Here is a 13,863-nt window from a genome sequence, read left to right as displayed (position 1 = left end):
GGGTGGAGCAGCCCGGTAGCTCGTCAGGCTCATAACCTGAAGGTCGTCAGTTCAAATCTGGCCCCCGCAACCATTATCTCAGAAAACAATATCCTAGAAGCCCGCAAAAGCGGGCTTTTCTGCGTTTAGCGTGATGAGCCCGGCGGTTTCATGATCGACCCCCAACTCCCCCCCCAAGTCCAAAGCTCGCGTGGCAGATTAGTAAAACAGTTCGGTTTCATATGTTAATGAATTCACCTGCTTGAGGTTGAGTTTCGGATGCCGTGCAATCGTTCTGTACACCCGCTGGAAATCATGCCTGTCTTGAAGCCGCGATCAGATCGAAAACGCCGAAGGCTGGGTCGGCCGAGACCCAGTGATTGGCCCTCTCCCAGCCCGCCTCGCGAGCAAGTGCTGTAAAGGTGTCCACCGTGAACTTGTGAGAATTTTCCGTGTGCAGGCGCTCGCCGGATACAAAACGAAAGCAGTGTCCGGCCACTGTTACGATTTGATCGACCTGCGAAACCAGATGCATCTCCATGCGTTGATGTTCAGGATTCCAGACTGCTAGGTGGGTGAACGTCTCGACGTCGAAGGAGCCGCCGAGTTCCCGATTGATGCGAACAAGCAGGTTTTTATTGAACTCGGCCGTTACGCCGGCGGCATCATCATAGGCGCGCACCAGCGTGTCTTCGTCCTTGACCATGTCAGTGCCGACAATGAAATGCGCATTCGTTCCCAGAACACATCGGGCCGTTTTTAAAAACGCGATCGCTTCGCCGGGCGTAAAGTTACCGATTGTCGATCCCGGGAAAAATCCGACGCGCGGTCGATCCTGCAGTTCAGGCGGCAAGCTTACCATCGACGTGAAGTCGCCGACGACCGGCTGAATGGTCAAGTCGGGGTAGTCCGCCGACAGGCGGATTCGCGCGCCTTCCAGCGCGCTGCGGCTGATATCGATGGGTACATAGGCTTCGATCTGAGGCGCGGCGCTCAGCAAACACCGTGTCTTAAGGCTGGCGCCTGAACCGAACTCAACCAGCACGGCACCGGCAGGGATGACAGCCGCGATGGCTGGTGAGATCGCTTTGAGCAGAGCCGTTTCGGTGCGCGTCGGATAATATTCCGGCGTATCACAGATGGCTTCAAAAAGTTCAGAGCCGCAGGCATCGTAAAAATACTTAGGCGGCAGCGACTTCTGTCGTTTGCTCAGTCCCGCCACCACATCGGCGGCAAATCCGGCATCTAAAGGGATGTCTCGCGCCAGTCGAACACCGGCAAACATCCAGCGCTTTTCCGGATGGAAAAAGTTGCGATAGGTCGGACGGCTATGACCCTGAGGTGTCACCGAGGCACCCCCGCGCAGCACCATCTGCCCCACCATGAACTTGCCATTATATTCGCCAACCGCTCCGGCACCCGGCCGGAAACCGGGATAGGGGGCGTAGGCGCTTTGCGTCCACTGCCACGCGACGTCGTCCAGTTGCTGAAAGGGCGTCGTTGTTGCTGCGTGCTCCCACTCCGATTCGGTCGGTAGCCTCGCACCGGCCCAGGCTGCATAGGCGCAAGCCTCGTAATAGCTGACATGAACAACCGGCGCCTCCGGATCGACAGGCTGCAAACCATTCAGACCGAAGACCTTCCACTGGTCGCCTGTGCGTTCCCAATAAAGCGGTGCTTCCCACCCGTTGTCGCGAACCGCATCCCAGCCCTCTGAGAGCCAGTGCCGCGCCTGTTGGTAACCGCCGGCCGCCATGAAGGCCAGCCATTCGCCGTTGGTGACCAGCCGATCGGCGATCTCGAAGGGTTCGAGATAGACCTTGTGCCGCGGCCCCTCGTTGTCGAAGGCGAAGATATCACCCCTATGCCCGATCTCGACAAGGCCGCCCTCCAAGCGATGGAAGCCTGTCTGATCGGCATGTTTATCCGCCTGCCTGTTGGGATCGACCGTCGGCTTCAAGGGCGATTGCGCCATAAGATGAAGGACGTCCATCAGAAGAAGTTCCTGATGTTGCTCCTCGTGCGCAAGACCCAGCGCCACAAGCCCTTCGACCTCCGTCGTAAGAGGCTCTGAAAGACGACCCTCCATATGGCGGTCGACATAGCTGCGGTAGGCCATCACATCGCTCAGAGGCGGTCGTGTCAGAAGGCCACGCTGAGCGCGCGGTTGCCGCGGCCCCACGGCTTCGTAATAGGAATTGAAAAGAAAGCTGAAGTCCGGATCGAAGGGTTTATAATCGGACCAACCCGTTAACAGGAAGGTCTCAAAAAACCATGTTGTATGCGCCAGATGCCATTTTGCCGGACTGGTATCTGGCATGGACTGCACCACCATATCCTCGGGCGTAAGCGGGGCGACCCGTTTGAGGGTCTGGGCGCGTACCCGCCGAAATCGGTCAAGCCAGACACCACGCGCTGGCGGCAACATTGCGGTGGCCGGGGTCGGATGGTGACAAGTGTCCATGGGAGGCTCCGGGGGTGGCGGTGGCTGACCTTAGGGTGAGCGGATGTAAATTTTAAATGCGCGAGCGGTTTGACCAACTGATGTAATATTTATGGTTGGGGGACGTATCCCCCATTTTGCCGATGTAAAGACTATGCGCAGATGACACCTTCTTCAGGTCTGGTTTTGTCAGGAGTGATGATGATGTTGGCGCGCGCGTTTATAATTGGTGTCGTGGCCGGGTTACGCACCCTGACCGCGCCCGCAGTGATAAGTCGAACGACCACGCACGGCTCCGGAAAGGGGGTGGTCGGGGTTCTGGGGCATCCCGTGACGTCGGCGGCCTTGGGGCTGCTCGCCTCTGGTGAATTGCTGGGCGATAAGTCCTCTCAGGCCCCGAGTCGGAAGATACCCTCAGCCTTCATTGCGCGTATTGTTTCTGGTGCCCTGTCCGGATCCGCCCTTTGCGCCCGACGTCGGCAGGCGGTGCCGGATATGGTGTTGGGAGCCCTGGCGGGTGCGGGTGGGGCCGTAGTTGGCACGCTGGGCGTGGCGGCTTTACGGCAACGGCTGGCCGATGCCTTTGGCCGCGATTGGCCCGCAGCGCTCCTTGAGGATGTGGTGGCGATGAGCGCGACCGCCCTGATCGCTGGAAAGCGCGCATGACGCTGCGGTGGATATGACCCGGGTATCGGCCCGGACCGATAAGATCACGCCCGATGCCCGATCAGGCGTCGAGGCCGCCGGGGGCCTTCCTATGGTGATGAACAAAGCGATGGGCCGCCCGTCGGTTACGCCAATGCCTTCACCCAGCAATCGACGGCCATTATGGCCTGGAATTGAGGTTGCTTAAGGAGGTGGGCGGGATACCCTCGCACGGCAATGATCGAAATGCCTGAAAGGCTGGAGAACGCTTTGGCTACCGCCCTCCGGAAGGCACTATCAAACGGTAATATCCGCAAACCTCAGTCCGCGTGACAGGCGGGTGATTCCGTCAGTTCGACTTGAGGTGCGTCTTGAGGAAGTTGATAAACACGGGCCAGTCTTCAGGCTTAACGCCGTGGCCGCCGTCATGCATATAATAGACAAGATCGCCACCAACCGGCTGGCCCGGTTCAGGCCATACGTCAGTTCCCAGCCCCTGCTTGCCGAGAAATTCATAGACACGACTGGCGTCAACGGCTGACAGGAACTCACCCTTGGGATCAGACCAGTGATCCGTACTACCGGTCTGAAGCAACAGGGGCCGTGGCGCGATTAGGGCCACCAGCAGATTGCCGTCCATCGGCGCGCTTTTGGGTTCTGCCGCATAGCGGGCATAGTTGGCCGCATACTGATAGGGATAACGCGAAGGTGCCATATAATGGGCGATGGTTTCACCGAAGTTGCGGCGGCTGATGGCAGCACCTGTTTCGCCTGAAACGCTGGCTATAACGGCGGCCACGCGGGTGTCACGCGCCCCGGCCCACATTACGGTTTTCCCCAGACGCGAAACACCGGTAATAGCTATGCGTTCAGCGTCGACTGCTTTATCGGTTTCAAAATAATCAATAGCCCGGCTGATGCCCCAGGCCCATGCCGCCACGGCCCCCCATTCGTCCGGCGCATTATAGACCTGACCCGGCTGCATATAGAGTTGCCTTACGCCATGCGCGACCGCCCCATGATCATCTGGATCGATATCGCCATAGTAAAAGGTAGCAAAGCCCAGACCGGCCTCAAGGATCGGCAAAATATCAATTCGGCCAAAGGCGCGCCCCGGCTGTGGGGTTGGGGCTGGAATACGCGTCTTTTCCTTTGCGCTCCAGATCATGGCCGGGGCAATGCCCGCATCATCCACCGTTGTGCCATTGGCACTGAAGCTGAGATTAAGGAGCAACGGCACCGGCCCGGAGGCCTGTAACGGCGTATAGCTCAGAAGATTAAGCACCGGCCCTGAGCGGTCTTCGCGGAAATAAATCCGTATCTGTTTACGGATGGCCTTACCGTCCAGTGCCAGCGTGCCCGCGTCAAACACATCAAAGACCATGCCCTCAGGGCGACCCGGTGCCTTGCCGTGCTGATTTTCTTCAAACAGGGCCAGAATTTCGGGCCGTCGCGCGGAAAACCACGTTTCGGCATCCTTGACCGGTGTGCCATCTGACAGCGTCAGCGGATCAGGAAGGATGTAGGTGCCCACCTTCTCTTCGTCATAGTTGATCGGAATGCCGGCAACCATTTCTGGCGCGTTCGCCGCCGTCGCCGGACGCGGTGCCGGATCAGGCGTGGCTTGCTGCGACAGGGCAGGTAAAGCCGATAACCCGCACATCACAATAATGATAGACAAGTGCTTGAAAGGGGGCTGGGTGTTTAACATCTTTGTGTTTCCCACTGAGTTATCAGGGCGTGCAGGCGACTACGCTGTCGCCGTCTCATCAAGCTCAAGACGCAGATAGTCATAAACTACGCCGGTATTGAGAGAGCCAGCAGGTACGGTGATCACCAGACTGTTTTCACCCGCCTGAAGCAGGTCATCGTCAAAACTGTGCTCAAATTCATACCAGCGGGCCTGTATCTGATGACGCGTCAGCACACCATCGCCGGGCAGGGGTAAGGTGCCTGCGGGCTTGCCATTGACGGTAAATTCAAGCGTTGTCGCGCCACCGGTACCGCAGATCGCCAGACGCAAGGTCGCGCGACCTTTACCCGACGCGGACATCGGGAACAGTATCCGGTAAGGTGTTGCCCGACCGTCGCCCCGGTAACCAAAGAAGTCACGATAGATCGAATCCGGGCTTTCGTTATGCGGCGTATGCTGGAAAAACCAGTCCTTGGCCGGATCGGAAATGCCGGGACGGAAGGTGACGTCATTGGGGAACAACTTCGGATATTCAAGCGCCAGTGCCGTCAGGAAAAAGCGGTCACCATAGAAATATTCGGTCGCCGTCCGGTTAGGTGTACCGATTTCCCATAGCTGACGTCCGCGACGAACCGGTGTCCAGTCAATACGCCCGAGATCAAGGCTCTGACCGGCCGCAACCGTGACATCTGCACGATAAAATTCACCCAGAACGCCATCGGCATAGGCGTGCAGACTATAGGTGCCCGGCACGATATTCGGGATAATGAACCGCCCCGTCCGGTCTCCATTGTGCGTCCAGAACTGATAATCACGCCCTTCATTCTGCCAACCAATGATACGAGTCCCGCCCCTGGGCAGATCAACCGTGTAGGGGGCTTTCGATAACCCCACAGACAAACGTCCTGAAATTCCGGCCCCTGCGGGCGCAAGCGGATCGTTCAGCACGAACTGACCGGTAATTGTGGCCCGCTGTGCTTTGGGTACATAGGCCGGACTATTGACCCATGCGTAGGGCCATTGCTGCTCTTCGGACTTTAGTTTGGCTTTGGCGTCGTCCCACATGGCTTGGGGGGTAGGGCCTTCGTTGACATAGACCATCATCGGGCCAACGACGCGCTGCCAGGCCTCTCCGGCCTTAACGCTTACATTGGCACCGGTATAGTGGCTGCTGCGCCAGTACATTAACGCGGTCGGCTTCTCACCATGCGCCATCAGTTCGGGCTTGGTCGGCCCGCCGCTCAGATATTCCGGAGAAGTGACAAGGAAAAAGACGCCAAGCTTGCGGGCATCACTGCTGAATCCATAGGCACGATGTTCGGCCTGCAAGGCACTATAGACATACTTGTCACCTTTCAGGAGCGGGAAAGGTCCGCTGCGCAGATCATCAACATGGATATGGTCAAGGAAGGGCTGAAGTTTGGTGGCAAAGCGCGCCTCGGACATGGTCCAGCCATCATATTCGGGCGGATGATCAAAAATACAATAGGTATGTACCCCTTGCTCACCCCGACCCAGCGCGTAGCGAATTTCGATGTCGCAATTGATATCCCCATCAGCGGAAGCGCCGGGGCCTGTGCCGAGCTTGTTCTTACCTGCAATCCCCTTGACTGAAACTTCCGCGCGCGTCCCGCCATTGCTTGTCGGATTAATTGTAACACCGGTTATAATTGATTCAGCGCGTTTAACGTCATGCGACCAGTAGCCGAAGGGGTGTCCGCCTTCCTCACCGTACAGAACCTCGGTGCCTTTATAGACAAGGCTGATGAGGTCGCCGCTTTCCTTGGACACAATAGCCGTGACCATGCCGTTGTTCAGGATGAAACGGGTTTCATCCTCGGTGACCGTCACCGGCTGGCTTTGCGCCCAACCGGTTCCGGCCTGTGCAAGAAGGGTCGTGGCAGCAACGCCAGCCAACAGATGACGACGATTGAAGGTGGAAGTCATAGCAGCCTCCCTGACGGCTATATTATATTATTTTCAGCTTATACGGTTAGGCTCTCGCCAATCCGTCGGTAAGGCAAGGTTCGGCAAAAAGACGGGCTGTCTATGCGTCTGCCTGATGCTTAGGGATGACAGCTTGAAAGACGGGTGGCGCATGGTTACCCGCTTCGATCGAAAGCTTAGATATGCACGTTTGTATAAATGCTTATCGCACTGCTGACGCTGGCATCGCGTATGATCGATGTTTCGTTTAGTTTGTGCCGAACGAGCCATATAGGAAAATTATACGCTCAACGACCTTATGGAGGGCTTACCCAAAGCAGTCTTCCATCGGGAATAAAATCATGGCCAGTACCACCTCAAAACGGGATGTGCCCGGGTTTACGCAGGAAGTCCTGCAGGTTCGGGCAGACCTGAACCGCCAAAAAAAAGCCGAAGCCCGTTATCGGGCAGGCGAGTTGATCGTTGAGGCCCGCAAGGGCCGTGACACCTTGTGGTTCAAAGTCTCAAAGGCCGATAGCGGCGGCATTGCCTTACGGACGCTATTCGGCAGCGGTGATTATGAAATCAGCCATATCGAAACCACCGGTAGCGGTATTAATGCCGACATTGAAAACAATGCCGGTCAGTGGCACATCGAGCTCATCGGGCTTAGCGAAACGCTTATCCGGTTACGGGTAACACTGACCCCGACAATGGATGTGCTCATTCCCTTCTGGCCGCGCGATCTGTACGCCCTTGATGACAATGACGATCCGACGGCCACCAAAGGGCGGGTCGAAGCGGGGCAGCGCGGGTTCAATACAGGCCTGTGCTATTTTACGTTGCAAGAACCGGCGTTTGGCCGCGTGCTTTATGTGCAGAACCTGTCTGCGCTCAATGAATTCTTCATCGATACGGCGACAAAGCCTGATGGCGTGGTGGGAGGTGAATGGCCGGAACTCGGCTATCAGCCACCGGCGGCACCGAATGGTAATTCCCCGCCCGTGGCACCCCTTAAGACGGGTAAGGCCTATGTGATATCAGACGCACTGATCAATTTTCGTTCTGGCGATAATAAGGACGAAACCGCGAGCGCACGTAATTTCGTCGATATGATCGCCGACATCTATCCCTATCTGGATAAGCCCGAACCGGCGTTTCACGATTGGCCCGAAAGGGCCGAAAAAACCCTCAATGACCTTAAATCCGCGCCCGAAGCGACCATCAGGCATTATGGGCATGTCTATCTGCATCCTTATACGGCGTCCGAATATCCGGACTCTATGGTGCAGTTGAGCGTCGCCTCGGCCATAGATGAGCTTGAGGCCCTGACGGGGCGGCTTGAACCTTATAAGGACGAACTTCTTAAGGGCATGAACCGCTTTTATGACAAGGATCTTGGCACCTTACGGCGGTATCTGCCAAACGTCGGCGACGATAAAAATGCTGATGCGGTGGATTCTTGGTATCTCTATCACCCGCTGATGAATCTCGGGCGGCTGGCGATTGACGGACATGAGGCCGCAAAAGACCTGTTTCTCAAATCCCTTGACTATGCGGTCAGGTCGGCTCGCCATTTCAAATATCTGTGGCCCATTCAGTATGATATCAAAGACTTTTCAGTGATCACCGAAGCCCGAGGCGACGGCTACGGACAAACGGATGTGGCGGGGCTTTATGCCTATGTGATGCTGCAGGCCTATCAGCTTACCGATGACGCTCTCTATCTTCAGGAAGCGAAGGCGGCGATGGTTGTGGCAGAAGGCATGCGATTTTCGCTGCTCTATCAGGCTAACCTTACAGCGTGGGGCATAGCGGCCTGTGTCAAACTATGGAAGATGGAAGAGGACGAGCGTTATCAGGCGCAGGCGGAGGTGTTTCTCGCCAGCTTTGTGCATAATAGTCTGCTCTGGGACTCGCAGATCGAACACGCCCGTCATTACAGCAACTTCTTCGGCGTGACCTGCCTGCACGATGCGCCCTATATGGCGGCCTATGAGTGTTTTGAGTCCTTTTCAGCCTTTGACGAGGTTCTGCAATTTGCCGGTGAGGATTTGCCGCCCAAGATGAAGCTTTTACTGGCGGAATACCGGCGCTTTGCCTTTGACCGGAGCTGGGCCTATTATCCGGATGCCCTGCCCGAAGAGGCTCTGGCGAAGGATGATATTCGTAACGGCCATATTGATCGCAACCTGTCTTTCCCGCTTGAAGACCTCTATGGCGATGGGCAGCCCGCCGGACAGGTGGGGCAGGAAATCTATGGCTGCGGCGGTGCGTTTATCATTGCCGCCCGCGGGTTCCATGAGCGCGATATACCTTTCCGTATATTTGCCGACTATCCCTATACGGTGGTGATAAACGACAATGCCGTACAGATCAGCTTAAAAGGGCCAATGGATTATTCCGCCACGCTGCATCTGCTGCCAAAGGCTAAGGCGACCCTGCCTAATTTTACCGTATCGCAGGTCGGGCCGCAAACGCAGCGCGTGAGGGCGCGTAAGGGTATTGATGGCGGACAAGTCTATAGCGTACCGGCGCAATCCGTCATCCACATTATCTGGGAGGCATAGGCTATGCTCAATTTCTTTGCAGAGCCCGATACTAAAGACGCCACAGAGACGACGCTTCAGGAGCAGGTTATTCTGTTACACGGGCTGGCGGAATCGGCCCTGCACATGCAGGCCCTGGAATGGGACCTGCGGGCTGCAGGCTATGGTGTGCGGAACCTCGACTATCCGTCGACCCGCTTCGACCCTCAAACCCTTGCTGAAAACTATATCAGGCCAGTCATCCGTGAATATGCCTCGGCGGCCAAATTACATGTCGTCACCCATTCTCTGGGCGGTCTGCTGGCAAGATATTGTCTTCAGCAGGAACGGCCCGCCAATATGGGACGGGTCGTCATGCATGCCCCCGGCAATCACGGAAGTCCCATGCTGGAGTTGCACCGGCGCGTGCCCTTGCTACAGGCGCTCATGGGGCCGTCATTGATGGCCTCAGGGGTAGGGGATGAGAGTTTCGCACACCAGCTCACAACTGAAATTGACTATGAACTGGGTATTCTGGCGGGAACGGTTTCCACTGATCCGCTTGCCAATCTGGTGCTGCAATGGCCCCATGACGGCAAGCTTCAGATTGAGGATACCCGACTGGACGGAATGACGGATTTTGCCCTGATACCGGCGTCGCATGACGTGATCAGCTTTCATCCGCTGAGCCTCTGGCAGACCCGTCATTTCCTGAAAACCGGTCGTTTTGCATATATGTCGAATGCCTTTTTGGAGGCGCGTCCGTGATGACTGATGAAACCCTTGAGGGCAAACGCTTGCTGCTGACCGGCGGCACAACCGGCATAGGTCGTGAAACCCTGGCCATGCTGGTCAGGGCGGGGCACAGGTGGAGGGGCAAGGTGGCCATGTGGTATTCATCAGCTCGGTCAGTACCGACCTGAAGGTGCCCGGTGAAAGCGTCTATACCGCCTCGAAAGCCGGAGTCGAAGCCTGCGCGGAAACCCTGCGCAAGGAGCTTCAGGATCAGGACATAAAGATAACGATTATTCAGCCGGGTTCCGTCAGAACGCCAATGCAGGGAGAGGGACACGGAGAGAAGACCGAAGCCGTTGCCCGTCACGAAATGCTTGAGCCGCAAGAAATCGCCAAGGCTATACGATATGTGCTGACCCGTCCCGCGGGAACGATGGTCGCCAATCTGCGCATCGAGCCGCTGAAGCAGAATAGGGAATAACTATCGCCTGAACTTTGCATCATCTTTACAGGCCAGCGATCGGAGCGACTCCGTTTTTTGCATTAAATCAGCAAACTGGGGCTCCATTGAACCGTGAGGCGAGCATGCAAAGCGCCACCCGCAATCATCGCCAAATCTACATGGCCGGAACCCTGCTGGGCGTGGCTCTGGGCGGGTTTTTCGATGGCATATTGCTGCACCAGATATTACAGTGGCACCATCTGCTCAGTGGTCTGGAGGCCGCCGGTGCCGATCTTTCGCGCATGATCCTGTATGACGGCCTGTTTCACGCTTTGATGTACGTACTGATGCTTGCCGGACTTGTAATGCTGTGGCGACAACGCCCGCACCTTGATAACGGCAGCAGGGTCAGGGTCTTATCCGCCGTCCTGTTCGGTTTCGGGCTATGGCATGTTCTGGACGCCGTCCTGTCGCACTGGATTTTAGGGCTTCACCGCATTCATCCCGAAAGTGACAATCCCCTGTTCTGGGATCTGTTCTGGGGTTAGGGGTTTTGTGCATCGCCTTGTCGCGGCTCCGTCTGAGGCTGAACCGTGCCGCCTTGCCCGTAATCATTGCGGGCGTTATTGGGCTGGGAGTCGCCGCCTCGGTACCCTGGCGGCCAGCGGATACGGTAGCCGTAGTGTTTGATCCGGCCTCAAGTGCGTCTGAAAATCTGATGGCGGCGACGGCGCTCGGGGCTCGGCTGGTCTCAGTGACCCCTGATGGCCGGGTGTGGACCTTCCGCATGGATGATGCGCGAAGCGGCTGGCGCTTTTATGGGCACGGGGCGTGGCTGGTCAGCGGCACCTATGGCGGTGTGGGCTGTTTCGTTCCGAGGCCAGGTGAGGGCATAGGATGAAGATACTGATCACATGCGCGAACGGCTTTATCGGCTCGACACTGGCGGGCGCTGCAAAGCGACGGCCATGAGATTGTCAGGGTCGTGCGTCCGAGTAGACGCCGCAAGCCCAGGGCAGGCGTTTCAGGGACAGGCGTTTTTGAAATTGACATGGCGCAGGCCACCCGTCCCGAGGACTGGTTTTCCCTGCTCGAAGGTGTGGAGGTGGTCATTAATTGCGTCGGCACCCTTCAGGCCGTCAGCAAAACTGGGGCTTTATGGTGCCATTGCCCTGTGAGGCTTTTATGCGCTGTCGGGAACTTTTATCCGGCCCGATCTGTGGAGCGATCCGTTAGGGCCATTTCTTAAAATATTCCCGATAATTGTCGTTCATCTGTTTGCGCTGGCTGTACTGAAGGAACGCTGATGCTGTATCATGGCCTTTTATATCTGCACATCATAGGGGCCTGTGTGCTGCTGGGCACAGGGGCGGGCATAGCCTTTTTCATGCTTATGGCGCATCGAACCGGCAATGTCGCCCTGATCGCCGGTGTGGCGCGAATTGTGGTTATTGCCGACTTTCTGTTTACGGCAACCGCTGTGGTGCTTCAGCCCATCACAGGACTGGCTCTGGTCCATGTCGCAGGGTATCCGCTGACACAGTTCTGGATTATCGCATCCATATTTTTATATGTCATCACCGGTGCCTTCTGGTTGCCTGTGGTTAAGATACAGATGGACATGCGCAAACTGGCTGACGCAGCGCTTGCCTCGGGCACAGACCTGCCTGCGCATTATTATCATTTGTTCCGCACATGGTTTGTCTTCGGGTTTCCGGCATTCTTCGCTGTGGCGACGATTGTCTGGCTGATGATTGCCAAACCGGTATAGATGAGGGTGTGACATGTCAGGGGCAGATCGTCTCGGCACAAAACCAAACGAAAAACTGGATGTCTGGTTGTGGGCCGCGCAGTTTGGGTTGGCAACCATCTTTGCGGCTTATGCGGCCAAAGCCTTTGCTGACAGAAGCTGCACCTCACCCGCCGCGTCACGATAGCCTTACCCTTCTCAGCGTTATAGATCGCCCCCTGTGACGGTGCGAGTTCGTTGAGATCCGAGATTTTCGGCCTTAATGGTCTGAGCGTCGAGCTTTGAGGCCTTAAGCAGATGCCAGTTTAAGGCGTGCTGTACCACATTCCTGCAGGGCATAGGCTAAGACTACGATCCTGACACGTGGGCGAGGGCCATTTAGCCAGATTTTATAGATACCTCAGTCAATCGAATTTCAGAGCAATAGTAAAAGGTACAGCCTCTGACCGGTATGTTCGTTCCGGAACCGGGTTTGAAAATGAATTTTCAGGAGCCAAAAATCAGATCCGACGGGCTGCAGATTTCGGAAAGTCCGGCATTTCAACGCACATTTTGGCGGGTGGAAAGATTGGCCTGGATCGGGTTTGCTGTGATCATTGTCGCGGCACTTCTGGGTCTGACGGGATCAGGTGGCCCGCTGTCTCAAGGCAAGCTTCAGGTTGGCCCCGCAGATGTAACCTACACCCGCATCGTGCGATGGCAAACGGCGTCTCGTCTCTCGATCACTATGGCGAATATACCGCCAAACGGGGTCAATATTGTATTGGGCGATAGTTATAGTTCAGGATTTTCAATGGACAGCATAAGCCCTGAACCCAAAGCCGTTGATCTCATTGCCGATGGACATCAATTCCATTTTACAGGGCAGTCCGGTACGCGTGGCCGGATTGAATTTGATCTGACGGCCCGGTCGCCGGGCAGAGTAAGCTTCGACATGACTGTGGGTACAGAAACCCGTCCGGTCACAATCTGGGTTTTACCGTGAGGGTGTTATGGAAACCGTCATAAGAGGCGCCGTCATATATTTTGTGTTGCTGATTGTGCTGAGGTTATCAGGCCGTCGGACCATAACTCAGATGACGCCATTTGATCTGGTGTTGCTGCTTATCGTGGCCGAAACCACGCAGCAGGCCCTGTTGGGCAATGATTTTTCGCTGACTAACGCCTTCGTATTGATCGTTGTACTGTTTACTCTGGATATCGGCTTGTCCTACATCAAATTATGGTTCCCGAAAGCCGGTCTCGCTCTGGATGGCAGTCCTACGGTTTTAATCGCGCTCGGAAAACCTGACTATAAACAGATCAGGAAGTCACGTGTCACGCTTGACGACATCAGCGTCGCGGCGCGCGAGCAGCATGGTCTGGAGCGGCTGGATCAGATTAGATTTGCCGTACTCGAGGCAGATGGTGACTTTAGTATTATTCCCGAGTCCTCGGCAGAAACCTGATTAAGGGCGGGGCATTGAGGTGGATTCTCTCTGTCTGCGGAGCGCGTTATACGCAGCCTGAACCCAATCCAGATCCCGGTCGAGATGATCGGGAAATACTATGCTGCTCATATCAAGAACACCACGGGTCAAGAACACCACGCGTCAAGAACACACTGGATGCGGGGGCCATCAACCTTCGGCGGCCACGCCCAGTGTATTCAAGTCACCGCAAAGGCCACGCTGTCAAAGATATGCTCTTGCAAAGACACGCTCTTGCGTGTTCAGCCTGCGA

General features: G+C 56.2%; 15 protein-coding genes. 12 read left to right on the top strand and 3 right to left on the bottom strand.

Annotated features, from left to right (window positions below; translation table 11 throughout):
• Nucleotides 1–292 precede the first annotated feature (292 nt).
• The gene (gene egtB, locus E5201_RS14025; protein WP_140987083.1) at nt 293–2,407 is read right to left on the bottom strand and encodes an ergothioneine biosynthesis protein EgtB; all 2,115 of its coding nucleotides are present in this window, start codon (nt 2,405–2,407) and stop codon (nt 293–295) included.
• Between the two features lie 177 nt (nt 2,408–2,584).
• Between egtB and E5201_RS14020 the strand changes: the two genes are divergently transcribed.
• The gene (locus E5201_RS14020) at nt 2,585–3,088 is read left to right on the top strand and encodes a DUF4126 domain-containing protein (RefSeq protein ID WP_246050807.1); all 504 of its coding nucleotides are present in this window, start codon (nt 2,585–2,587) and stop codon (nt 3,086–3,088) included.
• A gap of 328 nt (nt 3,089–3,416) precedes the next feature.
• Here E5201_RS14020 and E5201_RS14010 read toward each other — a convergent pair whose 3' ends face one another.
• Together E5201_RS14010 and E5201_RS14005 are read right to left on the bottom strand one after the other, a co-directional pair.
• On the bottom strand, nt 3,417–4,748 hold the full coding sequence (locus E5201_RS14010) for an alpha/beta hydrolase family protein (protein WP_219993647.1): 1,332 nt from the start codon (nt 4,746–4,748) through the stop codon (nt 3,417–3,419).
• A gap of 69 nt (nt 4,749–4,817) precedes the next feature.
• Complete coding sequence (locus tag E5201_RS14005; protein ID WP_140987073.1) at nt 4,818–6,707, bottom strand: polysaccharide lyase family protein; 1,890 nt, start codon at nt 6,705–6,707, stop codon at nt 4,818–4,820.
• 341 nt (nt 6,708–7,048) lie between these two features.
• Between E5201_RS14005 and E5201_RS14000 the strand changes: the two genes are divergently transcribed.
• The 11 genes from E5201_RS14000 to E5201_RS13960 all read left to right on the top strand — a co-directional run bounded on the left by E5201_RS14000 (nt 7,049) and on the right by E5201_RS13960 (nt 13,589).
• The gene (locus tag E5201_RS14000) at nt 7,049–9,256 is read left to right on the top strand and encodes a hypothetical protein (protein ID WP_140987072.1); all 2,208 of its coding nucleotides are present in this window, start codon (nt 7,049–7,051) and stop codon (nt 9,254–9,256) included.
• Between the two features lie 3 nt (nt 9,257–9,259).
• Nucleotides 9,260–9,982 (top strand): esterase/lipase family protein, encoded by a 723-nt coding sequence (locus E5201_RS13995; protein ID WP_140987071.1) that lies wholly within the window; start codon nt 9,260–9,262, stop codon nt 9,980–9,982.
• Nucleotides 9,982–10,137 carry a hypothetical protein gene (locus E5201_RS14835; protein ID WP_181404657.1) on the top strand — a complete coding sequence of 52 codons (156 nt, stop codon included), beginning with the start codon at nt 9,982–9,984 and terminating at the stop codon, nt 10,135–10,137. The genes E5201_RS13995 and E5201_RS14835 overlap by 1 nt, the downstream gene beginning before the upstream one ends.
• Nucleotides 10,104–10,430, top strand: coding sequence for an SDR family oxidoreductase (locus E5201_RS13990; protein WP_181404656.1), 327 nt, complete (start codon nt 10,104–10,106; stop codon nt 10,428–10,430). The genes E5201_RS14835 and E5201_RS13990 overlap by 34 nt, the downstream gene beginning before the upstream one ends.
• Nucleotides 10,431–10,534: 104 nt before the next feature.
• A complete protein-coding gene (locus E5201_RS13985) occupies nt 10,535–10,939 on the top strand; it encodes a DUF2243 domain-containing protein (RefSeq protein ID WP_140987069.1) in 405 nt (134 codons plus the stop codon).
• A gap of 17 nt (nt 10,940–10,956) precedes the next feature.
• The gene (locus E5201_RS13980; RefSeq protein WP_140987068.1) at nt 10,957–11,292 is read left to right on the top strand and encodes a hypothetical protein; all 336 of its coding nucleotides are present in this window, start codon (nt 10,957–10,959) and stop codon (nt 11,290–11,292) included.
• A 289-nt stretch (nt 11,293–11,581) separates the two neighbouring features.
• Nucleotides 11,582–11,698, top strand: coding sequence for a DoxX-like family protein (locus tag E5201_RS15155; RefSeq protein ID WP_219993650.1), 117 nt, complete (start codon nt 11,582–11,584; stop codon nt 11,696–11,698).
• Nucleotides 11,698–12,162: a DUF2269 family protein gene (locus E5201_RS13970; protein ID WP_140987067.1), complete on the top strand. Its 465-nt coding sequence runs from the start codon at nt 11,698–11,700 to the stop codon at nt 12,160–12,162. The genes E5201_RS15155 and E5201_RS13970 overlap by 1 nt, the downstream gene beginning before the upstream one ends.
• 13 nt (nt 12,163–12,175) lie before the next feature.
• Complete coding sequence (locus E5201_RS14830; protein WP_181404655.1) at nt 12,176–12,328, top strand: hypothetical protein; 153 nt, start codon at nt 12,176–12,178, stop codon at nt 12,326–12,328.
• Between the two features lie 285 nt (nt 12,329–12,613).
• Nucleotides 12,614–13,126, top strand: coding sequence for a hypothetical protein (locus E5201_RS13965; protein ID WP_140987066.1), 513 nt, complete (start codon nt 12,614–12,616; stop codon nt 13,124–13,126).
• A 7-nt stretch (nt 13,127–13,133) separates the two neighbouring features.
• Nucleotides 13,134–13,589 carry a YetF domain-containing protein gene (locus tag E5201_RS13960; RefSeq protein WP_140987065.1) on the top strand — a complete coding sequence of 152 codons (456 nt, stop codon included), beginning with the start codon at nt 13,134–13,136 and terminating at the stop codon, nt 13,587–13,589.
• Nucleotides 13,590–13,863: the final 274 nt, after the last annotated feature.

The sequence above is a fragment of the Asticcacaulis tiandongensis genome (genome assembly GCF_006475605.1).
Lineage (GTDB): Bacteria > Pseudomonadota > Alphaproteobacteria > Caulobacterales > Caulobacteraceae > Asticcacaulis > Asticcacaulis tiandongensis.
This window is presented reverse-complemented; position numbering and strand designations above follow the sequence as displayed.

Excerpts from the sequence above, each read along its gene's own strand:
- E5201_RS14020 (WP_246050807.1), top strand. The coding sequence starts at position 2,585 with ATGACACCTTCTTCAGGTCTGGTTTTGTCAGGAGTGATGATGATGTTG.
- egtB (WP_140987083.1), bottom strand. The coding sequence starts at position 2,407 with ATGTTGCCGCCAGCGCGTGGTGTCTGGCTTGACCGATTTCGGCGGGTA.
- E5201_RS14000 (WP_140987072.1), top strand. The coding sequence starts at position 7,049 with ATGGCCAGTACCACCTCAAAACGGGATGTGCCCGGGTTTACGCAGGAA.
- E5201_RS14830 (WP_181404655.1), top strand. The coding sequence starts at position 12,176 with ATGTCAGGGGCAGATCGTCTCGGCACAAAACCAAACGAAAAACTGGAT.
- E5201_RS13995 (WP_140987071.1), top strand. The coding sequence starts at position 9,260 with ATGCTCAATTTCTTTGCAGAGCCCGATACTAAAGACGCCACAGAGACG.
- E5201_RS13970 (WP_140987067.1), top strand. The coding sequence starts at position 11,698 with ATGCTGTATCATGGCCTTTTATATCTGCACATCATAGGGGCCTGTGTG.
- E5201_RS13985 (WP_140987069.1), top strand. The coding sequence starts at position 10,535 with ATGCAAAGCGCCACCCGCAATCATCGCCAAATCTACATGGCCGGAACC.
- E5201_RS14835 (WP_181404657.1), top strand. The coding sequence starts at position 9,982 with ATGACTGATGAAACCCTTGAGGGCAAACGCTTGCTGCTGACCGGCGGC.
- E5201_RS14005 (WP_140987073.1), bottom strand. The coding sequence starts at position 6,707 with ATGACTTCCACCTTCAATCGTCGTCATCTGTTGGCTGGCGTTGCTGCC.
- E5201_RS13960 (WP_140987065.1), top strand. The coding sequence starts at position 13,134 with ATGGAAACCGTCATAAGAGGCGCCGTCATATATTTTGTGTTGCTGATT.